This window comes from Pseudoduganella sp. UC29_71, assembly GCF_042693265.1.
Lineage (GTDB): Bacteria > Pseudomonadota > Gammaproteobacteria > Burkholderiales > Burkholderiaceae_D > Rugamonas.
Window position 1 is genome coordinate 4362769 of record NZ_CP170549.1, and the last position, 21204, is coordinate 4383972.

The 21204-nt window shown below is 67.6% G+C and carries 20 protein-coding genes; 4 read left to right on the top strand and 16 right to left on the bottom strand.

Annotated features, from left to right (window positions below; genetic code table 11):
• Window positions 1–54: 54 nt before the first annotated feature.
• The 11 genes from ACFJI2_RS19325 to ACFJI2_RS19375 form a co-directional block, all read right to left on the bottom strand.
• Complete coding sequence (locus ACFJI2_RS19325) at window positions 55–873, bottom strand: DUF4198 domain-containing protein (RefSeq protein WP_377701464.1); 819 nt, start codon at window positions 871–873, stop codon at window positions 55–57.
• 14 nt (window positions 874–887) lie between these two features.
• Complete coding sequence (locus ACFJI2_RS19330) at window positions 888–1400, bottom strand: DUF2271 domain-containing protein (protein WP_107872495.1); 513 nt, start codon at window positions 1398–1400, stop codon at window positions 888–890.
• An 11-nt stretch (window positions 1401–1411) separates the two neighbouring features.
• Window positions 1412–2050 (bottom strand): PepSY-associated TM helix domain-containing protein, encoded by a 639-nt coding sequence (locus ACFJI2_RS19335; protein ID WP_377705872.1) that lies wholly within the window; start codon window positions 2048–2050, stop codon window positions 1412–1414.
• Between the two features lie 204 nt (window positions 2051–2254).
• Window positions 2255–2632, bottom strand: coding sequence for a KGG domain-containing protein (locus ACFJI2_RS19340; protein WP_377701465.1), 378 nt, complete (start codon window positions 2630–2632; stop codon window positions 2255–2257).
• A gap of 120 nt (window positions 2633–2752) precedes the next feature.
• The gene (gene pdeM, locus ACFJI2_RS19345; RefSeq protein WP_377701466.1) at window positions 2753–3433 is read right to left on the bottom strand and encodes a ligase-associated DNA damage response endonuclease PdeM; all 681 of its coding nucleotides are present in this window, start codon (window positions 3431–3433) and stop codon (window positions 2753–2755) included.
• On the bottom strand, window positions 3430–5919 hold the full coding sequence (locus ACFJI2_RS19350; protein WP_377705873.1) for a ligase-associated DNA damage response DEXH box helicase: 2490 nt from the start codon (window positions 5917–5919) through the stop codon (window positions 3430–3432). Before ACFJI2_RS19350 ends, pdeM begins: the two co-directional genes overlap by 4 nt.
• A gap of 101 nt (window positions 5920–6020) precedes the next feature.
• Window positions 6021–7670: an ATP-dependent DNA ligase gene (locus ACFJI2_RS19355; protein ID WP_377701467.1), complete on the bottom strand. Its 1650-nt coding sequence runs from the start codon at window positions 7668–7670 to the stop codon at window positions 6021–6023.
• Entirely contained in the window at window positions 7663–8718 is a 1056-nt protein-coding gene (locus tag ACFJI2_RS19360) for a ligase-associated DNA damage response exonuclease (RefSeq protein ID WP_377701468.1), read from the bottom strand. Before ACFJI2_RS19360 ends, ACFJI2_RS19355 begins: the two co-directional genes overlap by 8 nt.
• Before the next feature lie 89 nt (window positions 8719–8807).
• Window positions 8808–10526, bottom strand: coding sequence for a RecQ family ATP-dependent DNA helicase (locus tag ACFJI2_RS19365; protein ID WP_377701470.1), 1719 nt, complete (start codon window positions 10524–10526; stop codon window positions 8808–8810).
• Between the two features lie 101 nt (window positions 10527–10627).
• Window positions 10628–13549 (bottom strand): PAS domain S-box protein, encoded by a 2922-nt coding sequence (locus ACFJI2_RS19370; protein ID WP_377701472.1) that lies wholly within the window; start codon window positions 13547–13549, stop codon window positions 10628–10630.
• On the bottom strand, window positions 13546–14676 hold the full coding sequence (locus ACFJI2_RS19375; protein WP_377701473.1) for a response regulator: 1131 nt from the start codon (window positions 14674–14676) through the stop codon (window positions 13546–13548). The genes ACFJI2_RS19370 and ACFJI2_RS19375 overlap by 4 nt, the downstream gene beginning before the upstream one ends.
• Window positions 14677–14806: 130 nt before the next feature.
• Here ACFJI2_RS19375 and ACFJI2_RS19380 point away from each other — a divergent pair, with 130 nt between their 5' ends.
• Window positions 14807–15313, top strand: a complete 507-nt coding sequence (locus ACFJI2_RS19380) for a GAF domain-containing protein (RefSeq protein WP_377701474.1) — start codon at window positions 14807–14809, stop codon at window positions 15311–15313.
• Window positions 15314–15399: 86 nt separating this feature from the next.
• On the opposite strand, the gene ACFJI2_RS19385 is transcribed toward ACFJI2_RS19380, so the two are convergent.
• Window positions 15400–16236: an HDOD domain-containing protein gene (locus ACFJI2_RS19385; protein ID WP_377701475.1), complete on the bottom strand. Its 837-nt coding sequence runs from the start codon at window positions 16234–16236 to the stop codon at window positions 15400–15402.
• A 114-nt stretch (window positions 16237–16350) separates the two neighbouring features.
• Between ACFJI2_RS19385 and ACFJI2_RS19390 the strand changes: the two genes are divergently transcribed.
• The gene (locus tag ACFJI2_RS19390) at window positions 16351–17049 is read left to right on the top strand and encodes a substrate-binding periplasmic protein (protein ID WP_377701476.1); all 699 of its coding nucleotides are present in this window, start codon (window positions 16351–16353) and stop codon (window positions 17047–17049) included.
• Between the two features lie 27 nt (window positions 17050–17076).
• Here ACFJI2_RS19390 and ACFJI2_RS19395 read toward each other — a convergent pair whose 3' ends face one another.
• The 4 genes from ACFJI2_RS19395 to ACFJI2_RS19410 all read right to left on the bottom strand — a co-directional run bounded on the left by ACFJI2_RS19395 (window position 17077) and on the right by ACFJI2_RS19410 (window position 20272).
• Complete coding sequence (locus ACFJI2_RS19395) at window positions 17077–17856, bottom strand: alpha/beta fold hydrolase (protein ID WP_377701477.1); 780 nt, start codon at window positions 17854–17856, stop codon at window positions 17077–17079.
• A gap of 167 nt (window positions 17857–18023) precedes the next feature.
• The gene (gene fdhD, locus ACFJI2_RS19400; protein WP_377705874.1) at window positions 18024–18827 is read right to left on the bottom strand and encodes a formate dehydrogenase accessory sulfurtransferase FdhD; all 804 of its coding nucleotides are present in this window, start codon (window positions 18825–18827) and stop codon (window positions 18024–18026) included.
• A complete protein-coding gene (gene moaB / locus ACFJI2_RS19405; RefSeq protein ID WP_377701478.1) occupies window positions 18827–19339 on the bottom strand; it encodes a molybdenum cofactor biosynthesis protein B in 513 nt (170 codons plus the stop codon). The genes fdhD and moaB overlap by 1 nt, the downstream gene beginning before the upstream one ends.
• 15 nt (window positions 19340–19354) lie before the next feature.
• On the bottom strand, window positions 19355–20272 hold the full coding sequence (locus tag ACFJI2_RS19410; RefSeq protein WP_132138314.1) for a bestrophin family protein: 918 nt from the start codon (window positions 20270–20272) through the stop codon (window positions 19355–19357).
• 130 nt (window positions 20273–20402) lie between these two features.
• Between ACFJI2_RS19410 and ACFJI2_RS19415 the strand changes: the two genes are divergently transcribed.
• Complete coding sequence (locus ACFJI2_RS19415; RefSeq protein WP_377701479.1) at window positions 20403–20540, top strand: hypothetical protein; 138 nt, start codon at window positions 20403–20405, stop codon at window positions 20538–20540.
• 79 nt (window positions 20541–20619) lie between these two features.
• The gene (locus tag ACFJI2_RS19420; RefSeq protein ID WP_377701480.1) at window positions 20620–21078 is read left to right on the top strand and encodes a DUF29 domain-containing protein; all 459 of its coding nucleotides are present in this window, start codon (window positions 20620–20622) and stop codon (window positions 21076–21078) included.
• The last annotated feature ends 126 nt before the right edge of the window (window positions 21079–21204 follow it).

Sequence of the window (21204 nt, forward strand, 5' to 3'; positions counted from 1 at the left end):
GGGGTCTGACCCCGAATGCGGCTCAGGCCGCTTGGGGGCAGGCGGCTTGGCGGCTTACTGCGGCAGCACTTCGACGGTGGCGCTGTAGGTGGCGCGGCGCGGCGGCATTTGCGGCGGCTGGCCGGGGGCCGGGGCGGCGGCGGCGGGCCAGCTGGCGCTGACCAGGTACATATTCGCTTCCGGCAGCGTGAAGGTGATTTCGCCCTTGGCGTCGGTGGTGTGGCGCACTTCGCCCAGGGTGCCGCGGTATTTCACGCCGCCCGGGATCAGGCTGAAGGCCTGGTTGGCGGCCGGTTTGCCGTCCAGCAGGAAGCGCCAGGTGGCCTTCTCGCCGGCGCGCAGGTCGTTCGGGTGCGTCACCGGCACCAGCTCCAGGCCCACGCCGGTGGGCTTGAAGACGGCCATGTCGGTTTCGTTAGCGGACACGAAGGTTTCCAGGCGGCTGGCGGTGCGGGTCAGCTTCACTTCCTGGGCGTCGGCCGGGACGTCCTTGGCCAGCGTTTCCTCGGTGCCGCGGAAGCGCTTCATCTCGCCGTTCAGCTTGTAGCTGCCCATGACGTTTTGCTGCACCAGCGCGATCTTGTAGGTGCCCGGCTTGTTCATCTTGACATCGAAGGTGCTGCGCAGGCGGCCGGTGCTCGCGTTCTGCAGGTCCACCCGGGCGCCGTCCGGGCCGGTGACCACGATGGCGTCCAGCTTCAGCGGCTGGTGGTCGATGTCGAACAGGCCTTCGGAGATGGCGGCGTCCACCGTCACCCACGGTTCCTTCGCGTCCACCACGGAGGACGACGGCAGCAGCCACGGCTTGTGGGCGGCGGCGTTCAGGGCCAGGCCGGCCAGCGCGGCGGCCAGCAGCAGTTTGCTTGTTTTCATGGAGCGCTCTCTTGTTATTTGAGTTGAACGGCAACGGCGCCGACTTCTTCCTTGCCCTTGGCGGTGGCCACCTGCGCGCCTTTCAGCGGCCAGGTCAGCGGCACTTTCACCACTTCGCGCCCGCCCGCTTCGCGCGCCACTTCCACCAGCAGGTTGTACTGGCCGGCCGGCAGCTTGTCCAGGCCGTCCTTGGCCAGCGGGAAGCTCAGCGTGTGTTCGCCCGGCGCCTTGGTCGCGCCGCTCACGCCGTCCATCGGCATGGCTAGGTCGCGCCCGCTCTTGCGCCACCACTGGCGCATGTCCTTGAGCCACTTGGTGCCGGCGTTGTCCTTTTTCTTGGTGTCGTACAGCACAGCCAGGTTGGCCACCACTTTCTGGTCCGCGTTTTCCAGCCAGGCCGCGATGTAGGGGCGGTGGTATTCCGCCACGTTCAGTTGCGGAATTTCCAGCTTGAGCGCCAGGTCGGCTGCCATGGCCTGGGCGCTGAGCAGGGGGATGGCGGCAGCGATGGAGTAGCGTAATTTCATGGGTTGCCTTCTTAATGGATGAACAGCAGTGCGATGACAAAGGGAATCAGGATGCCCAGCCCGACCATGGGCCAGGTGAACGGCCGGTTCGCGGCGTGGAATTTGAGGATCAGCAGGCCGGTGATGCAGAACACCAGGCAGGCGCCGGCGAAGATGTCGATGAACCAGTTCCAGGCCGTGCCGGTGTTGCGGCCCTTGTGGACGTCGTTCAGCCAGGACACCCAGCCGCGGTCGGTATTTTCGTATTCGGCGGCCCCGTCTTCCAGGCCGATGCGCACCCAGGCGTCGCCGCCCGCTTTCGGCAGCGGCAGGTAGACCTCGTCCGCCGACCATTCGGCGCTGCGCCCGCCCGCCTTGACGGACCAGGTCGCGCGCAGCCAGCGTTCGGCCGTGTCGGGCAGCGGGGCCTTGGCGCCGTCGTGCGCTTCGGCGAACTTCTTCAGTTCCGCCGTCAGCGCGGCGGGCGCGGCGGCTTGCTTGCGCACCACGCTGGGCTTGGCTTCGATCTGCGAGGCGTGGTTCAGGGTGATGCCGGTAATGCTGAACAAAAACATGCCCAGCAGGCATAGCGCGGAACTGATCCAATGCCATTGGTGCAGGTTCTTCAGCCACAAGGCTCGGCCGGCGTTGGAAGGTGCGCTCACTGATATGCTTTCTTGACAGGGACATTAGAGACTGAGAATGATAATGATTATCATTTGCGGAGTCAATCTCGGTAGCAAAGTTGTTACATTACGATATGTTCCTTTGCACGGCAGTTACATCGCCCAAAAAAGAACTGCCTGGCGCCGGTGAACCGGTGCCAGGCAGGGCTAAGTATGGATCAGGTAATTCTTGAATCTGGAGCGTGAGGCTTAGCGGTTGCCGCCGGAGCCGCCAGAGCCGCCGCGCGAGCCGCCGCCCTGGTTGCTACCTTCGTTACCGCCACCACTACCGCTGCGCGAGCCGGAGCTGCCCGAGCTGCTTTGGCTGCTCTGGTCGTTCTTGTGGCTCATGCTGCCGGCGCGGCGCGCCTCTTCCGAAGTGAACTCGTGGGCCGTGCCTTTCTCATGTGCGGCGCGGCCGCCTTCGGCTGCGATTTCACGCTGGCGCTCCGGGTCCATCGAAGCGAAGCCGCGGTTGCTGGTGTCGCCGCTTTGCTTGCTCGATTGCGAGCTGCTTTGCTTGCTGCCCTGGTTGCTGCCTTGGGAGCCTTTGTTGTCCTGATCCTTGCCTTGGTTCGATGAAGCCATGATATGTCTCCTTGATAATGGATAGGGAAACTCATGGTAGTGCAAGGACCTGGGACCGCCCATAGGACGCATGCAGCAGGACCTGTAGGAACTGTCCCGCATTTCGTGACTGAGTTTTTCTTACCTTCCGAGGGTCAATTTTGCGTGCGCCAGCACCATGTCGCCGGCCACCAGGAACAAGCGCTCGCCGGCGGCGGGCCGTACCGCGTGGCCGCCGGTAAAGGCGCCAAACGACGGCAGGATGGCGCGTTGCCCGCCAACCAGGAAGCAGGGCAGGCGCAGCGCATCGCGCCTTGCCGCCAGATGGAAGACCGGGTGCACGTGGCCGGCCAGGACGTAGCCGGCCGCCTGCAACTCGGGGTGGTGGCAGAACGCGAACGGGGCCAGCAAGTATGGCTCGTTGGCCAGTTCGAGGCCCAGTTCCGGCGGCGGGTCGCCGGCGCGCAGGTCGTGGTTGCCGCGCACCAGCGTCAGCCGCAGCGCGGGATGTCGCAGCCGCCATTGCGCCAGCGCGGCCAGCGTGGCGGGCGCATGCGCTGCTTTGGCGTGCAGGAAGTCGCCCAGGAAGACGATGTGCGCGACGTCGTGCGCCGCCAGCAGCAGGTCCAGCAGCGCCAGGTTTTCCGCCGTGGTGCCGCGCGGGACCGGCACGCCCAGCGCGCGGAAGGAAGCCGCCTTGCCGAAATGGATATCGGCCACGGCCAGCACGCGCAGGCGCGGCCAGTACAGCGCCTTCTCCGGCAGCAGCAGTACCCGTTCGCCGGCCAGATCGATGGCGCAGGCCTTGTCTGCCGCGCTCACGGCCCGGCCGCCTTTTCCAGCTCGCGCAGCATGCGCGCCACGCGGTCGGACAGTTTCTCGGTGGTGAGCTTCTCGCGGAAGCGCTCGACCATCAGCGCAAAGCCCAGCGGCGTGGCGCGCTGCACCGCGTGGAAGGACACGCTGCGCGCCTGCAGCTCCTGCAAGGTCTCGCGCAGCCGCTGCAGTTCCAGCTCCTGCTCCAGCACTTCGCGCTGCGCCTGCGTCAGCAGCAGGTTGCGGGCGTCATGCTTGCGGAATACTTCGAAGAACAGCGAGGACGACGCCTGCAGCTGGCGCGCGCTTTTCGGCTGGCCGGGATAGCCCTGGAACACCAGGCCGGCAATGCGCGCGATTTCGCGGAAGCGGCGCTGCGACAGCTCGGTGGCGTTCAGGCTGGCCAGCACGTCTTCCAGCAGGTGCTCGGTGGTGAACAGCGGCGTGTCGCTGCCCTCGGCGGCGCCGAACACGGCCTGCCAGTCCGGGGCGCCTGCGCCATCGGCCGCCAGCAATTCGAAGCCGTAGTCGTTGACGGCGATGGAGAACGTGACCGGCTGCAGCCGCGCCATGCGCCACGCCAGCAGCGAGGCCAGGCCGATGTGCACGGCGCGGCCGGCGAACGGATACATGAACAGATGCTGCCCTTCGCGGCTGTGCATGCTTTCCACCACGGTGCGCTCCGGTGTCGGCAAGGCCGACCAGCGCTGCTGCACTTCCAGCAGCGGCCGCACGGCCTGCATCTCCGGTCCGTCGAAATGGCCCTGCGTGGCGCGCCGCATGCGCTCCAGCACCGCGTGCGCCAGCTCGGACGACAGCGGCATCTTGCCGCCCTGCCAGCGCGGCACGGCGCCTTTGCCGCCGGTGGCGCGCTTCACGTAGGCCGTCATTTCGTGCACCCGCACGAATTCGAGGATGCGCCCGCCGAACAGGAAGTGGTCGCCCTTGTGCAAGCGCGAGATGAACGATTCCTCCACCGTGCCGATGCGGCCGCCGCTCATGAATTTCACCTGGATGCTGGTCTCGGAAACAATGGTGCCGATGCCCATGCGGTGGCGGCGCGCGATGGCCGCATCGGGCACGCGGTAGACGCCGTCCTCGTCCTGCAGCACGCGCCGGTATTCGGGATAGACCGTCAGGCTCTGGCCGCCGCGCGCCACGAAGTCCAGCGCCCACGCCCATTCCTCTTCCGTCAACGCGCGGTAGGACCAGGCGCTGCGCACCTCGGCCAGCAGGTCTTCGGAGCGGAAGCCGCCGCCCGCCGCCACGGTGACCAGATGCTGCACCAGCACGTCCAGCGGCTTGTCCGGCGCGTTGCGCGATTCGATGTGGCGTTCGGCCACGGCCTGCCTGGCGCCGGCCGCTTCCAGCAGTTCCAGGCTGTGCGTGGGCACCAGCGTGACGCGCGAGGCGCGCCCCGGTGCGTGCCCGGAGCGGCCGGCGCGCTGCAGCAGGCGCGCCACGCCTTTGGCACTGCCGATCTGCAGCACGCGCTCCACCGGCAGGAAATCGACGCCGAGGTCCAGGCTGGAAGTGCACACGACGGCTTTCAGCGCGCCGCTCTTCAGGCCCTGCTCCACCCATTCGCGCACTTCGCGGTCCAGCGAGCCGTGATGCAGCGCGATCAGTCCGGCCCAGTCGGGGCGGGCGTCCAGCAGGTTCTGGTACCAGAGCTCCGATTGCGAGCGGGTGTTGGTGAACACCAGGGTGGTAGCGTGCTGCTCGATCTCGGCGATCACCGGTTGCAGCATCTGGATGCCGAGATGGCCGGCCCAGGGGAAGCGCGAGGGATGGTCGGGGATCAGGGTGTCGATGACGAGGTCCTTGCGGATATGGCCTTCGACGATGGCCCCCCTGCCCTCGCCGAGCAGCACGTCCCTGGCGCGGTGCAGGTTGCCCAGGGTGGCCGACAGGCCCCATACCAGCAGGCCGGGATTCCATTGCCGCAGGCGCGCTAGCGCGAGCTGGGCCTGCACGCCGCGCTTGTTGCCCATCAGTTCGTGCCACTCGTCGACTACCACCATGTCCAGCAGCGCGAACTGTTCGCTGGCGTCCGGCTTGCTGAGCATGAGGGACAGGCTTTCCGGCGTGGTGACCAGGGCGTCCGGCAGGCGCTTGGCCTGGCGCGCGCGCTGGCTGGAGCTGGTGTCGCCGGTGCGGGCGTCGATTTCCCAGCCGGGAGCCAGGTCGGCGGCGGACGATTGCAGGGCGCGCAATGTGTCGGCCGCCAGGGCGCGCATGGGAGTGATCCACAGCACCCGCAGGCCGGCTTTGCGGCGCGCTTGCGGTCTTGCGGTGGCGGTGGCGCGCTGCAAGGCGGCGAACCAGACGGCATAGGTTTTGCCGGAGCCGGTGGTGGCGTGCAGCAGGCCCGATTCGCCGGCCAGCGCGGCGCGCCACACCTCGCGCTGGAACGGGAACACGCTCCAGCCGCGCTGCGCGAACCACGCGTCCACGCTCATCGGCCCCGCTGGCGCCGCTGACGCCGCCATGGCCGGCAAGGGCTCGCGTGCCGAAGCGAGGCGCGCCTCGGCAGGCGGCACTGCCGCTGCAGGCGGGCGGCGCGGGGGGAGGCGCCGCGGTCGCGGGGCGTTCATGCGGGGCCGCCGCCGAGCAGGCCCTTGAGCGTTTCCAGCGTGTCGGCGTCGTCGATGGTCTTGTCGTCGCGCCGGCGCAGGATGCGCGGGAAGCGCACGGCAATGCCGGACTTGTGGCGCGGCGACAGCGCGATGCCTTCGAAGCCAATCTCGAACACCATGCTGGGCTTGACACTGCGCACCGGCCCGAACTTCTCTATCGTGGTGCGGCGGATCGCATTGTCCACCTGCGCGATCTCGGCATCCGTGAGGCCCGAATACGCTTTCGCAAACGGCACCAGCTGCCGCTCGCCCTCGGCGCCGCCCTCGCCGTCCCACACGGCGAAGGTGTAGTCGGTGTACAGCGAGGCGCGCCGGCCGTGGCCAGCCTGCGCGTAGATCAGCACCGCGTCCACCGAGTAGGGATCGATCTTCCACTTCCACCAGGTGCCCATGTCCTTGGTGCGCCCCACGCCATACTGCGCGGACGCCGCCTTGAGCATCAGCCCCTCCACGCCGCGCGCCCGCGATTCGCCGCGTATCTCCGCCAGTTCCTGCCAGCTCGCCGCGCGCACCAGCGGCGACAGGCGCAGCTGCGGCAGCGACAGCTGGGCCACCATCCGCTCCAGCAGCGCGCGGCGCTCGCGCTGCGGCATGCCGCGCAGGTCCGCGCCGTCCAGCTCCAGCAGGTCGTACGCCACCAGCACCGCCGGCAGTTCGCCCTGCATCTTGGCCGACACGGACTTGCGCGTGATGCGTTTTTGCAGTTCCGCGAACGGCGCCGGGGCGGCCGCCGCCTCGCCGCCGCGCCACACCAGGATTTCGCCGTCGATGACCGTGCCCTCGGGCAGGCGCAGCGCCGCCAGCTCCGGGAACCGGTCCGTGATCAGGTCCTCGCCGCGCGACCACAGCCAGTTCCTGCCTTCCCGGCTCACCAGTTGCGCGCGCATGCCGTCGTACTTCCACTCCACCTGCCAGTCCTCCAGCGCGCCGAGCGACTCGGGCGCGGCCTGCAGCTGGTGCGCGAGGAAAAAGGGATAGGGCTGGCCGCCGCGCTGCGCATGCTCGTCCGCCGACTGCGCGCTGATCAACTGCAGGAAGCCCTGCGCCGTAGGACTGACGCGGCCATCGGTCCAGCCCATCAGCCGCTGCGCTATCAGCTTGCTGTCCACGGCAGCGATGGCGCTCAGCGCCCGCGTCACCAGCAGGCGCGAGACGCCGACGCGGAAGCCGCCGCCGATCAGCTTGGCGAGCAGGAAGCGCTCGCGCGTTTCCAGTTCATCCCAGTAGCTGAACAGGGCCGCGCGTATGGTCTCTGGCGCGGCGCCGCGCAAGGGCGCGATGCGTTGCTCCACCCATTCCGCCAGGCCCACGTCGCTGCGCCGGTTCGGCGCCGGCAGGATGTGGGCGATGGTCTCGGCCAGGTCGCCCACGGCGTGGTAGCACTCGTCGAACAGCCATTCGTCCAGCCCCGCAAACTCGGTGGCGTACTGGCGCAGCAGCTTCACCGGCACCGCCTGGCGCGGCTTGCCGCCGGCGAGAAAATAGACCGCCCACGCCGCGTTCTCCGGCGCCGCACTGGCGAAGTAGGACTGCAGCGCTTCCAGCTTGCGGCTGGTGGCGGTGGTTTCGTCCAGTTCGGCGTACAAGCGGGCGAATTCACGCATGCGGCACCTCCGCTGCCTTCGCTGCCTCCGCTGCCTCCGTGGGCTCCGGCGGCAGCGTGTCTTCGGCTTCGTCGTCGCCGTACTCGGTATCGAAGCCGCTGGCGTCGAGACCGTTCTGGCACAGCCAGCGCACCATCACCGGGATCGAGCCGTGCGTGACGATGACGCGCTGCGCGCCGGTGGCCTTGATGGCTGACATCAGTCCCGGCCAGTCCGCGTGATCCGACAGCACGAAACCGCGATCCACGCCGCGCCGCCGGCGCGCGCCGCGCAGCAGCATCCAGCCGCTGGCGAAGGCATCGCTGTAGTCACCGAAACGCTTGATCCATGGCGAGCCTGCCGCCGACGGCGGCGCCAGCACGATGGCGCGGCGGATATCGGCCTTGGCCACGTCCGTCACCATGCGCGTGTCCGGCAGCGCCACGCCGGCTTCGCGGTAGACCCGGTTCAGCGGCTCCACCGCGCCATGGCAGATGATGGCGCCGATGGAAGGGTCAAGCCCGCTCAGCATGCGTTGCGCCTTGCCGAAGGAATAGCCCAGCAGGATGCTGGCCCTGCCCTGCTCCGCATTGCGCGCCCACCAGGCGTTGATGTCGGCATAGACTTCCGCCTGCGGCTGCCAGCGGTAGATCGGCAAACCGAAAGTGGACTCGGTGATGAAGGTGTCGCAGCGTACCGGCTCGAACGGCGCGCAAGTGGCGTCCGCCTCCACCTTGTAGTCGCCGGAGGCCACCCACACTTCGCCCCGGTGCTCCATGCGCACCTGCGCCGAGCCGAGCACGTGGCCGGCCGGGTGCAGCGAAATATGCACGCCGTTGTGCACCACCTGGGTGCCGTATTCCAGGCCCTGGATATTGATGTCGCCCAAGCGTGATTTGAGGATGTTCACACCGGGTGCGGCGGCCAGGTAGTGGCCATGGCCGTAGCGCGCGTGGTCAGAGTGCGCGTGCGTAATGACGGCGCGCGCCACCGGGCGCCACGGGTCGATGTAAAACTCGCCGGGCACGCAGTACAGGCCTTCCTTGCGGACTATCACCATATCGGACATCGCTACGCTCCTGTGACGGAATGGCGTCATTGTAGCGAAGCTTTTGACGGCGTTTCTGTCCGCTTCCGCACATAGGCGGCCCAGGCTGGCTATGCCGGTTCGACAAACTCGGCCATGAATGTCTTGGTGGTGTTCTCAGGAAATTCGATGGTGACGCGGTCGCCCGCCACGGACAGCACGGTGCCGATGTCGAACTTGGGCACCTTGACGCGGCTGCCCACGGCGATGTGGGCCGGCGGCGGCGTGTCATGCGCCGGCGCCGGCACCGGCGCGGGCGCGAACGCTTCGCCGGGCTCCAGCTCCACCTGCGGCGGCGCCAGGCAATTGTCGCATTGGCAGCAGCGCTCGAAGCCGGGCGCCGCGTCGTCGAAATAGTCGAGCAGCAGCTTCCAGCGGCAGTATCCGCTTTGCGCGTAGCCCACCATCTGCTCGAGTGCTTCGCGGTCGCGCTCCTGCTTGTCCGCATACAGCTGCGCCAGGCGGTCGAACTGGCCGGCCGCCGGCGCCGCCGCCGTCTGCCAGGCCATGCGCCGGTTCTGCTTCATCAGCTTGCCGTCCTTGAGCAGCTTCAGGCAGACCTGCAGCTTGCCGGCCGCCACGCCGTCCAGCGTGCTCTTCAGCTTGTCGAAGCTGAACGGCCCGTCGGCGCCCAAGGCGCAGGCCGCGTCATACACGGCCTTGAGTTCGTTCGCTTCCGGATAGTGCTTGACCAGGAAGAACTGCTGCAGCCGCTTGTCCTGCTGGTTGTACAGCAGCGTGCAGTCGGCGTCCTCGCCGTCGCGGCCGGCGCGGCCGGACTCCTGGTAGTAGGCCTCCAGGTTGGCCGGCACCTGCAGATGGATGACGAAGCGCACGTCGGGCTTGTCGATGCCCATGCCGAAGGCGTTGGTGGCCACCATCACGCGCCGCTCGCCGCTCATGAACAGTTCCTGGTTGTCGCGCCGCTGCTGCGCCGCCAGCTTGCCGTGGTACAGCGCGACGCTCTCGCCGGCCCGCTCCAGCAGCGCATGCATTTCCTCGGCCGCCTTCACGGTGGCGGCGTAGACGATGCCCACGCCGGGCGTGCGCTGCACCAGCTGCAGCGCCTGCTGCTGCTTTTCATCCGGATTGGTGCTCTGCTCCACGCGGTAATGCAGGTTGGGACGGTAGATGCCGGTGTTGATGACGTTCAGGTCCGCCACGCCGAGCTGCTGGCCGATGTCGGCCACCACGTCGGCGGTGGCGGTAGCGGTCAGCGCCAGTACCGGCGGCCGCCCCAGCGCCGCCACGGCGGCGCCTATGCCCAGGTAGGCGGGGCGGAAATCGTGGCCCCACTGCGAAATGCAGTGCGCCTCGTCAATGACGACCAGATCGATCTGCGTGTCCTGCAGCAGGGCCAGGAACTCCGGCACGGCGAGCCGCTCCGGCGTGCAGAACACGATGTCGCTGCTGCGCGCGCGGATGCTCTCGAGCGCTTCCAGTTCCTCGGCGCGCGGCAGGCTGCTATTGACCTGCGCGGCGCGGATGCCGATCTCCTCCAGCTTTTCCAGCTGGTCCTGCATCAGCGAGATCAGCGGCGACACCACCACCGTCGTGCCGGGCAGGATGGAGGCGGGAATCTGGTAGCACAGCGACTTGCCGCTGCCGGTAGGCATGATGGCAAGCGTGTTATGCCCTTCCAGCACGCTGTCGATCACTTTGCGCTGGCCGGGGCGCAGCTGCTCCACGCCGAACACGCGGCGCAGCAGGCCGCCGATCAGGCGGCTGCGTGCCGCCGCCTGTTGCAGCGCGCGCCGCTTCTGGGCGGCGCTCTTGTTGCTGGTTACCATGTGTTTTCGCCTCTCAGTGGTTACCAGCACTGTAAGCGGGGCGCGGCGCGGACGCCATAGGACGACGCCTACCTTATCCGTAGGAGTAAGGCGGAGCGGCCTTAAGAGTTGTCGAGCGCGGCCTTGAGCTCCATCAAGTCATACGGCTTGCGCAGCACGCTGGCCTGGAACTCCAGCTGTTCCAGCGATTCCTTGCCGTAGCCGGTGGAGAAGATGATGCGGGTCGGCCGCCCTTCGGCCAGCATGCGCCGTGCCAGGTCGATGCCGGACATGCCGGGCAGGCTGATGTCGGTGAACAGGATGTCGAAGTCCTGCGCCTGCAGCAGCTCCCAGGCGCGCTCGCCGTCGCACACGCCGCTGACCGTGTGGCCCAGCATGCCGATCAGCTCGCACACCATCTGCTGCGAATCCAGGTTGTCTTCCACCACCAGGATGCGCAGCGAGCTGTTGCGCGCGATGGCCGGCGGCGGCGGCAGCAGGTCGCTGGCCGCCTCCAGCTTGCGCTGGCGCGCCAGCTTTTCCTGGCTGCGGTTGTTGAACAGGTGGCGCAGCTTGCGCGCCAGCTCGTCGCGCCGGTAGGGCTTGCTCAGCAGTTCCAGGCCGGCGTCCAGGCGGCCGCCGTGCACGATGGCGTTCTGCGGATAGCCCGACGTAAACAGCACGGCGATGTCCGGCTGGATGCCGCGCGCGGCCAGCGCCAGGTCCGGGCTGCGCAGCGCGCCCGGCATCACCACGTCGGTAAACAGCAGGTCGACCGCCTCGCGTTCGAGCACGGCCAGCGCCTGCTCGCCGTTCTCGGCCTGCAGCACCCGGTAGCCCAGGCCGACCAGCATGTCCACCACCACGACGCGCACGCCGGGGTCGTCCTCCACCACCAGCACGGTTTCATCGCCGCCCACCGCCGGGCCGCTCAGGCCGGGCAGTTCCTGGGTCTCGTCGGTGAGCGAACGCGGCAGGTAGATCTTGACGCTGGTGCCCTCGCCGGGCTCGCTGTAGATCTTGATGTGGCCACGGCTTTGCTTGACGAAGCCGTACGCCATCGACAGGCCCAGGCCGGTGCCCTCGCCTTCCGGCTTGGTGGTGAAGAAGGGTTCGAAGGCGCGCCGCAGCACTTCGGGCTGCATGCCGGTGCCGGTGTCGGTGACCGACAGCATCACGTACTGGCCGGACGGCACGTCCAGCAGGTTGTTCACGTAATACTCGTCCAGCACCGCGTTGCCCACCTCAAGGGTGAGCTTGCCGCCGCCGGGCATGGCGTCGCGCGCGTTGATGGCCAGGTTCAGCACCACATTCTCGATCTGGCCCGGGTCCACCAGCGTGTTCCACAGGCCGCTGCCGATGACGGTGGCCACTTCCACCGTCTCGCCCAGGGTGCGGCGCAGCAGCTCGTCCATATTGCCGACCAGGCGGCCCAGGTTGGACACCACCGGCTGCAGCGGCTGGCGCCGCGCGAACGCCAGCAGTTGCGAGGACAGCTTGGCGCCGCGCTCGACCGCGGCGATCGCCATCGCCAGGCGCTTGCGGGCCTGGCCTTCCTCCGGCACGTCCTGCTGCAGCAAGTGCAGATTGCCGTAGATGATCTGCAGCACATTGTTGAAATCGTGCGCCACGCCGCCGGTCAGCTGGCCCACCGCTTCCATCTTCTGCGACTGGCGCAGCGCTTCCTCGGCCTTGTCGCGCTCGGCGATCTCGCGGCCCACGCGCTGCTCCAGCGTGTCGTTCAAGTCGCGCAGCGCCACTTCGATGCGGCGCCGCTCGGTAATGTCGGTCTTGACGGCGATCAGCGCCAGCGGCTGGCCGGCCTCGTCGTCCAGGCGGCTCATGCTGCTGGAGATCCAGACCCAGTCGCCGTCCGGCTTCAGGTAGCGCTTTTCCAGCGTGAACGGCACGCCGTCGGCCAGCAGGCGCGCCACGCGGGCGCGGTTCTCGGCCATGTCCTGCGGGTGGATGATGTCGTCCATGTGCAGGCCGAGGATGTCCTCCTCGCTGCGGCCCAGCATGTGGCACAGCGCGCCGTTCACGCGGCGGAAGCGCCCGCTCAGGTCCAGTTCCGACAGGCCCACCGACGCCTGGCCGAAGATGGCCGCCAGCCGGTCCTGGCTGGCGCGCAGGGCCTGCTCCATCTGCTTGCGCAAGGTCACGTCGAAGGTCACGCCGACGTAGCGGCGCTGCTCGGCCGTGCCGCCTTCCACCACCTCGCCCTGGCGCGCCAGCCAGCGCAGCTCGCCCGTATCCGGGCGTCGCACGCGGTATTCGGCGTAGGACAGCGGATTGAGCTGCGCCATGCGCTCCGGGCCAAGCGCCACGCGGTCGCGTTCGTCGACCAGGCCGACCAGGTATTCGGCCGTCACCGGCTGGTTCTCGGCCAGCCCCCACAGGCGGCGGAAGGTGGCCGAGACGATCAGCTCGCCGCTGGCCGGAAACCACTCGAAGCTGCCGATTCCGCCCGCTTCCTGCGCCATGCGCAGGCGTTCCTCGGTGGCGGCGCTGGCGGCCTTGTCGCGCTCGAGCTGCAGGCGCTGCTGCACCTGGGCGGTCGCGTCGTTGACGGTGCACAGCACGCCGCCCACCTCGCCGCAGCTGTCGCGCACCGGGGTGTAATACAGGTCGAACCACACTTGCTCGGGCGCGCCGTTGCGCAGCACGGTCAGCGGCGCTTCGCGTACGCTGCGCACTTCGCCGCGGAAGCCGTCCGCCAGGATCTCGCGGTTCCAGTCCCACAGCTCGGGCCAGGAGGCCGGCACGGTGGCGCCCAGGATGGCCGGATGGCGCGCGCCGGCGATCACGCTGTAGGCGTCGTTGTAGATCATCACGTGCTGCGCACCCCACATCAGCACCATGGCAACCGGGCTGTTGAGCAGAATGTCGACCGTGGTGCGCAGCGCCGGCGTCCAGCCCTCCATCGGGCCGAGTGCGGTGGTGCTCCAGTCGAAGTCGCGCACCAGCTGGCCGGTGGCGCCGCCGCCGTGCGGCTGGTAGCTGTGCGGCGGCTGGCCGGAGAGCGGATGGCTGTGGGAATTCATGCGGACTGCGGCTCCTGCGTGGGGGGCGATGGCTGTGGCGAACGCGGCATGGTCAGCGTGAATACGGTGCCTTGCTCGACGCCGGACTGTACTGCGATGTCGCCGCCGTGGGCGCGCGCAAACATGCGCGCCGTGTACAGGCCCAGGCCGAGGCCCTGGCCGCTTTTCCGGCTGTCGCAGCCCTGCTGGTAAGGCTCGAACAGGCAGCCCAGCTGCGGCGCCGCGATCAGGCCCCGATTGGCCACGCGCACCACGACGTGGGCGGCGGCGCTGCCGTCCACCGCCACCTGCACGCGCTGGCCGGACTCGCCGTGCAGCAGCGCGTTGCCCAGCAGGTTCGACAGGATTTGCGACACCATGCCGGTATCGCACTGGCCGGCGGTGTCGCCGCTGCTGGCGATATCGATGCGCTGCGCCTGCTCGCCGGCGTGGAATTCCTCGGCGATCGCGCGGCACAGCTCGCTGTAGTCGGCGGCGGCCAGGCGCAAGGGCATGTCGCCGGAGCGGATGCGGGCCAGGTCCAGCAGCTGGTCCACCATCTGCGCCATGCGCCGCGCGCTGCTCTGGATGCGCTGCGCCGTGACCGCCACTTTCGGGTGGTCCGTCATCATCGGCAGCAGCATGGCGCCATTCATCACGACCGACAGCGGGGTGCGCAAGTCGTGCCCCAGCACGGCGGTAAACATCTCGTTCAGGCGCAGCGCGCGCTGCAGCTCCTCCAGCTGGGCCGACAGCTGCTGCTTTTGCTGGTACAGCTCGACAAACACCTTGACCTTGCTGACCAAGGCCTGGCCGTCGATAGGCTTGAACATGAAATCGACCGCGCCGGCCTCGTAGCCGCGGAAGCTGTAGCTCGGCTCGCGCGTGGCGGCGGTGAGGAAAATCAGCGGGATGCTGCGGGTGCGCTCGCTGCCGCGTATCAGCTCGGCCAGCTCGAAGCCGTCCATATTGGGCATCTGCACGTCGATCAGCGCCAGCGCCACCTCGTGCACCAGCAGCAGTTCCAGCGCTTCCGCGCCGGAGGCCGCCTTCAGCAGGCATATGCCGGGCCGGGCCAGCAGGGCCTCGACCGCGGCCAGGTTTTGCTGGATGTCGTCCACGACGAGGATGTTGATAGCGGCAGTCACGACGGCATTCTTCAGTTGGTAAGATTTATTCCATACTACCAATTTTTCCCGGTCAGCCGCGCATGGTTGGGCAAACATGGGCGCTGGGGCGTAAGATAACGTCCCTCAGCCATCCATTTTGCGTTCTCTTATGACTTTTACCCTCAGCGACGCCGCTTACGGCACCGACACCCCGGACGCGAAGCGCGCCATGTACGCCGACCTGCGCTCCCAGCTGCAAGGCCTGCTGGCCGGCGAAACCGACGTGATCGCCAACACCGCCAACTTCAGCTCGCTGGTCTTCAATACCATGCCGGGACTGAACTGGGCCGGCTTCTATTTCCTCAAGGGCGATGAGCTGGTGCTGGGGCCGTTCCAGGGCAAGCCGGCCTGCATCCGCATCAAGAAGGGCCGCGGCGTGTGCGGCACCACCGTGGAAAAAGGCGCCGCCATCGTCGTGGCGGACGTGCACGCCTTCCCCGGCCACATCGCCTGCGACGTGAACTCGCGCTCCGAGCTGGTGGTGCCGGTGTTCGCGCACGGCGCCATCTCCGGCGTGTTCGACCTCGACAGTCCGCTGCCGAACCGCTTCGACGAGGTCGATTCCGAAGGCATCCAGTCCCTGGTGCGCCTGCTCGAAGCCACCCTCCCCGCCTGAGTCCGCCCCGCGCGGCGCATGCGCCCGACGTTCCCGGTAGACTGTCCGTATCCGATAGAACGAATCCTGAACGGCGAGGCTTGGGCTTAGACCAGCAGCGCGGCGCTCATGGAGCGGGCTTCTTCGGCCGACTCAAGCAGGATCTCGTCGATCAGCGTGTTGCCCGCAAGGTAAGCGTCCACTGCCGCCGTGCGGGCCAGCACCGTGTCGTCGGCCAAGGGCAGCGGGGAGCGCAGGGGCGCCAGGCGCTTGGCCAGCAGCAAGGTGTCGCGCAGGCCGCCGGGGGGAACCGAGATGGCGCCGCCGCGCAGCGAGCCGATCGCCGCGGCCACCGGCTCCGGCACCAGCAGCTTGGAGAGCAACTCGCGCGTGACGATCTCGTGCAGCGCGCCAATGCGGGCGTCCGGATCTTCCAGCAAGCCCGGCATGTCGTCCGCGCGCGACAGCAAATAAAAACCGCCGACCTCGTGCATGATGCCGGCAAACAACGCCGTGTCCGGATCAACCCGCGTCAGATGCCGCGCCAGCAAGTGTGACAGCGAGGCCACGTGCGCGCAGTGCTGCCACAGCTGGTCCGCCTGGTAGCGCAGCTGCGGATGGCGGATGCGCGCGCCGAACTGGCGCACCACCATGGCCGCCGCCAGCGAATACAGATTACGGTAGCCCACCCGCACCACGGCGCCGCGCGCACTGGTGACCACCGGTCCGCCCAGGCGGCTGAACACCGCCGAATTGGCCAGCGCCACCGCGCGCGCCGCCAGCACCGGCTCGGCCAGCACCTTGCGGATCGCGTCCTCCACGTGGCAATCGGGATCGGCCAGCGCCTGCTGCAGCTGCAGTGCCGCGTTCACGCTGGTGGGAAACACCAGCTGGCCGCGCCGCGCTTCGGCAACGATCTGGGCGTAATCTCTCAGTTTTTCCATGCATAAAATTATACAGGCGTGCCGGCCCAGCGCGCGCTTTGCACAATTGCGTGCATGCTATATCCTGATCTCATGAGAAAGATTCTGCTCATCCTGACATTGCTTGGCGCCGGCATGTTGTTCGGATACGCCCGCGCCGAAACCGTCACGGTCTACACCAGCGCCAATTTCGCCCCGCTGGTGGTGGGCGACGACGGCGGCGTGTATGCCGACCTGGTGGCCTACCTGAACCGGAAAAACCTGCCGGAACTGAGGTTCAAGCTGAACTACCTGCCGCGCAAGCGGCTGCAAATGATGGTGGAGGAGAACCGCCTGGACGGCATCGTCATCGGCATGATGCCGCACTGGTTCGACGACGCTGCCCAGCAAAAATACCTGTGGACCGTGCCGTTCGCGCTGGACCGCTTTGTGGCCGTGACGCGTACCGCGTCCGGCCTGACACCCGCTGTGCCCGGCTCCATGAGCGGCCGCTCGCTCGGCCTGGTGCTCGGCTACGTCTATCCCGAGCTGGACGGCTGGATACAGCAGCAAGGACTGGTCCGCAACGACGCCATCGGCGAGGAAGTGAACCTGGAGAAGCTGCGGCTGGGCCGCGTCGACTGCGTCGCGGTGGCCGAGTCCGTGGCGCGCTACTACATGAAGGTGCACGCGGTAGGCGACGCCTTCCAGCTGACCGCCCTGCCCTCCAGGCAAACCGAACGCCGCTTCCTGGTGCCGCACGGGAAAGCGGCGGTGTACCAGCAGCTGGCGCCCGTCATCCGCAAGCTGCGCGACGATCCGTCCTGGCAACGCATCATGGCCCGCTACGAATAGCGGGCCAGGGTCATTCCGTTCCGGTGCTCAGCGCTTGACGGCGGCCAGGATCACCTCGGCAACCTGCTTCGGCTGCGACACCATCGGCACGTGGCTGGTTTGCACGGTGGTGGTGACAGCGTTGATCTTCTTGGCGAAGTCGCGCTGCAGGCCAGGATCAATCATGCGGTCCTTGCCGGCCACGATGAAGTAGTTGGCCTTGTTTTTCCAGGCGGCGACGGTCACTGGCTCGGCGAAGTTCTTGGCAGGGAACAGGCCCTGGGTAGCGGCCAGCACCTTGGTGGTGGACGCCGGCAGATCCTGCGCGAAGTTGGTGGCGTACGATGCCACCGGCAAGCTCAGGTAACCGGCCGGACCTTCCTGCAGGGTCGGCACGCCTGCCGGGGTTGGGTAGCCCTTGCCGCTGGAGGCCAGCGATTCGCCTTCGGACAGCGCGAACGCGGCCACGTACACCAGCGCCTTCACCTTGTCGCTGGTGCCGGCCTGGGTGATCACGGCGCCGCCCCACGAATGTCCCACCAGCACCACCTTGCCGGTTTGCGCGTCGATCACGCGCTGCGCGGCTGCCACGTCGTCCGCCAGCGAGGACAGCGGATTCTGCACCGACACCACTTTCACGCCCTTGGCCTGCAGCAGCGGGATCACTTTATCCCAGCTGGAACCGTCGGCGAAGGCGCCGTGCACCAGCACGACGGTGGTGTCGTCGGCAGCTTGCGCCGGCTGGGCGGCACGGGCCGGCGCTGCGGCAACGGCGAAAGCGGACAGGACAGCGGAAGCCAGCAGAGCGGATTTGATCGTGGTTTGCATGGTGAATCTCCAAATTAAGTAGTTCGTTAATAGTTAGTGCACTATGTTTGTTATGGCTGTTTGCCCGTGTCCGGTGCTGCCATGGATCGAACTATAGCGCACAATTCATTAGCGTGCAAATTATTTTTATGCGCCTCGTCGTTGCGCAGCTGCGGGTGGCTAGGCTCCTAGTCCACGCTCAACAGCGTGTATTCCACGCAGCCGTCCTGGCGGCAGAAGCTCACCAGCTTGAGGCCGGCCCGGGTGGCGATGTCGATGGCCAGCGAGCTGGGCGCCGAGATGGTCGCCAGCATCGGGATGCCCATGCGTGCCGCCTTGCGCGCCAGCTCGTAGCTCGCGCGGCTGGACATGAAAACGAAACCGTCACGCATATCCTGCCCCTGCAAGGCCAGCGCGCCGATCAGTTTATCGAGCGCATTGTGCCGCCCCACGTCCTCGTACACACGCTGGATGGTCCCGTCCGGCGCGCACCAGGCGGCCGCGTGCACGCCGCCGGTGGCGCGCATCAGTTCCTGGTGCCGGCCCAGTTCGCGCGCGGCCGCTGCCACGGCCGGCGCAACGTCACGCCCCAGCCACGGCGCCTCCACCGGCTCCGGCGCCAGGTCCAGCATGGACAGGCTCTCGATGCCGCATACGCCGCAGCCGCTGCGACCGGCCATGGCGCGCCGCTTGTCCTTCATCTGCATAAAGCACTGCTGGGCCACCACCAAGTCCACTTCGTAGCCCGCGCCATGCTCGCGCACCTCGATGTCGTAAATGTCGGAACGCGAGCCGACCACGCCCTCGGTCAGCACGAAGCCGGCCGCGAATTGTTCCAGGTCCGTGGGCGTGGCCATCATGACTGCGTGCGAGATGCCGTTGATCACCAGCGCCACCGGCGCCTCCTGCGCCACGCTGTCCGTGCCGGGGCCGCCGCTGCCAGCGCGCCGGCGCCGCACCGGGCGCGTCTCATAACCGCTGTGCGCCGCCATCACAGGTGCGGCGCGAAGTTGCACGGCTTGACGCGGCTGTCGAGCTGCGGCCGCAGGATGGCGTCCCACGCCAGCCGGCAGGCGCGCTCCGAACCGGGCAGGCAGAAGATCAGCGTGCCATTGGCAATGCCGGCCAGGCAGCGCGACTGGATCGCCGCGCTGCCCACGTCGGCAAACGACAGCTGCCGGAACAGCTCGCCGAAGCCGGGGATGTGCTGGTCGAACAGCACCGGCACCGCCTCGGGCACGCAGTTGTGGCGCGCGAAGCCGGTGCCGCCGGCGCTGATCACCACCTGCACTTCCGGGTCGGCGATGGCGTCGCTGAAGGCCTTGCGCAGCTGGTAGACGTCATCGGCCACGATGGCGCGCCGCGCCAGCCGGTGGCCCGCCTCGCGCAGCGCGCCGCACAGCAGATCGCCCGCCGTATCGTCGTCCGCGCCGCGCGTGTTGCTGACGGTGAGCACCGCGCAATGCAGCGCAACAGCTTCTTTGACAGGTTCTTTCTCAAGCATGGTGATCCTCCTGATTCAGTCGATGCGATAGCCCGCATCCGGTTGCAGCGCCGCAGGCATGGGCCGGCCGCTTTGCTCGCACAAAGACCGTTCGATCTGGCGCGTGAGCGCATTCAATGCGAGGCAGTTGGGCGCCGTGCCGAACGGCTCGGCCACCTGTTCGGCAATCGCCTCCAGCGCGAAGAAGGTGTACGCCACGAACACCGTGATCAGCGGCGTGGCCGCGCCTATCGCGTCCACCAGGCCGAACGGCAGCAGGAAGCAGTACAGATACACCGTGCGGTGCAGCAGCACGCCGTAGCCATACGGGATGGGCGTGGAGCTGATGCGCTCGCAGGCGCCCACCGCGGCACCCAGCGCATTGACCTGGCGGTCCAGTACCATCAGCATTTCGCCGCTGGCCGGCGGCCGCAGCGCGGCTTGCACCAGCATCTGGCGCACCGCGTCCAGCAGCGCGATCGGCAGGAACGTGCGGCCGCGCAGCAGCGCCAGTTCCTGCTCATCGAGCAAGCGGGCCAGCTCGGGCATGGGGTCGGTGCCGCGCAGCTGGTGCTTGAGCGCGTAGATGGCGGCAATCAGGCGGCGCTGGAACAGCGCGTGGTTGAACGCCTGCGACGCGGGAAAGCAGCTGATCGCCTGCGACGTCAGCGCCCGCGCGGCGATCAGCAGCTGTCCCCAGCACAGGCGCGCCTCGGTAAAACGCTGGTAGCTGGCGTTGTTGCGGAAGGCCAGGAAGATGGCCAGGCTCACGCCCAGCAGCGGAAACGCCGCCGTGTCCAGCGGCAGCTTGGCGCCCGCGATGCGGCCGTCCGTTTCCAGCGCCACTGTGCTGACAAACAACATCAGCAGCAATTGCGGCAGGATGGCCGGCAGCACCGAGCCGTGCCACACGAACAGCAAACGCAGCCAGTTGACAGGGGGACGGACGATCATTGCAGCGGCTCCACGGGGCTCAAACATGTATCCATGGTAAGCGCGCCGATCCGGTCCGGAGCGGTACAGTCGTATGCGAACCGGACAGGTACAGTTATCATGGGCAAGCGGTCGAGCTGCGCGAGCCGCCATGCAGATCGACGACGGGGCCGCCACCTTGCGCACCCGCGCCCCCTGGCTCATGGTCAACAAGACCTACTGCCGCACGCACATGGCGGCGCTGGATAGGACGCTGCCCGCTGAGCCGCCCCGAAAAAGTTTGACCTAACGCACGCCCTCCACGCGTGCAAAGGCGTACGCTGGACGTTCAGCGGGACTTCGCTACCGTGACGCACAGGAGGTGCACCATGCTGGACATCGAAGACGACGCCATTCCCGGCTATGAAGACGACTTCATCCTCTGGCTGGAGTCGCAAGCCGCGTTCCTGCGTACCGGTCGCCTCGAGCTGCTGGACCGCGAAAACCTCATCGACGAGCTTCTATCCATGGCCAATCGAGACCGCCGCGAGCTGAACCGGAGATTGGAAGTGCTGATTGCCCACCTCCTCAAATGCCAATTCCAGCCGGATCACAAAACGCACAGTTGGGAAAACACAGTGGATGAGCAGCGCAGGCAGATCAAACTGATCATCGAGGACAGCCCAAGCCTGCGCAGCGCGGTTCAGCGCAATTTGGCTGGCTGCTATCAGCACGCGCTACGCCAGGCCATCCGCCAGACCGGACTGCCGGCGTCCGCATTTCCACAGCAACCGCCCTTCAGCGTCGAGCAATTGCTGGATGACGACTTCTACCCTAAACCTGATTAGTGGTCGTCCGGCACCTGCACCTCGCTGTCTTTCTTTAACTCCCCACGCGACGGTGGCAGGCCGGCCTGCGGGCGATCTCGCGCACACTGCTGGAGGACATTTCTCCGCTGAAGCCACACGAATCTC

What these genes read in the sequence shown, in the direction of transcription:
- ACFJI2_RS19325 (WP_377701464.1), bottom strand. Translation starts at nt 873, where the DNA reads ATGAAAACAAGCAAACTGCTGCTGGCCGCCGCGCTGGCCGGCCTGGCC.
- ACFJI2_RS19330 (WP_107872495.1), bottom strand. Translation starts at nt 1,400, where the DNA reads ATGAAATTACGCTACTCCATCGCTGCCGCCATCCCCCTGCTCAGCGCC.
- ACFJI2_RS19340 (WP_377701465.1), bottom strand. Translation starts at nt 2,632, where the DNA reads ATGGCTTCATCGAACCAAGGCAAGGATCAGGACAACAAAGGCTCCCAA.
- ACFJI2_RS19350 (WP_377705873.1), bottom strand. Translation starts at nt 5,919, where the DNA reads ATGGCGGCGTCAGCGGCGCCAGCGGGGCCGATGAGCGTGGACGCGTGG.
- ACFJI2_RS19355 (WP_377701467.1), bottom strand. Translation starts at nt 7,670, where the DNA reads ATGCGTGAATTCGCCCGCTTGTACGCCGAACTGGACGAAACCACCGCC.
- ACFJI2_RS19360 (WP_377701468.1), bottom strand. Translation starts at nt 8,718, where the DNA reads ATGTCCGATATGGTGATAGTCCGCAAGGAAGGCCTGTACTGCGTGCCC.
- ACFJI2_RS19365 (WP_377701470.1), bottom strand. Translation starts at nt 10,526, where the DNA reads ATGGTAACCAGCAACAAGAGCGCCGCCCAGAAGCGGCGCGCGCTGCAA.
- ACFJI2_RS19370 (WP_377701472.1), bottom strand. Translation starts at nt 13,549, where the DNA reads ATGAATTCCCACAGCCATCCGCTCTCCGGCCAGCCGCCGCACAGCTAC.
- ACFJI2_RS19380 (WP_377701474.1), top strand. Translation starts at nt 14,807, where the DNA reads ATGACTTTTACCCTCAGCGACGCCGCTTACGGCACCGACACCCCGGAC.
- ACFJI2_RS19385 (WP_377701475.1), bottom strand. Translation starts at nt 16,236, where the DNA reads ATGGAAAAACTGAGAGATTACGCCCAGATCGTTGCCGAAGCGCGGCGC.
- ACFJI2_RS19390 (WP_377701476.1), top strand. Translation starts at nt 16,351, where the DNA reads ATGTTGTTCGGATACGCCCGCGCCGAAACCGTCACGGTCTACACCAGC.
- ACFJI2_RS19395 (WP_377701477.1), bottom strand. Translation starts at nt 17,856, where the DNA reads ATGCAAACCACGATCAAATCCGCTCTGCTGGCTTCCGCTGTCCTGTCC.
- fdhD (WP_377705874.1), bottom strand. Translation starts at nt 18,827, where the DNA reads ATGGCGGCGCACAGCGGTTATGAGACGCGCCCGGTGCGGCGCCGGCGC.
- moaB (WP_377701478.1), bottom strand. Translation starts at nt 19,339, where the DNA reads ATGCTTGAGAAAGAACCTGTCAAAGAAGCTGTTGCGCTGCATTGCGCG.
- ACFJI2_RS19410 (WP_132138314.1), bottom strand. Translation starts at nt 20,272, where the DNA reads ATGATCGTCCGTCCCCCTGTCAACTGGCTGCGTTTGCTGTTCGTGTGG.
- ACFJI2_RS19415 (WP_377701479.1), top strand. Translation starts at nt 20,403, where the DNA reads ATGCAGATCGACGACGGGGCCGCCACCTTGCGCACCCGCGCCCCCTGG.
- ACFJI2_RS19420 (WP_377701480.1), top strand. Translation starts at nt 20,620, where the DNA reads ATGCTGGACATCGAAGACGACGCCATTCCCGGCTATGAAGACGACTTC.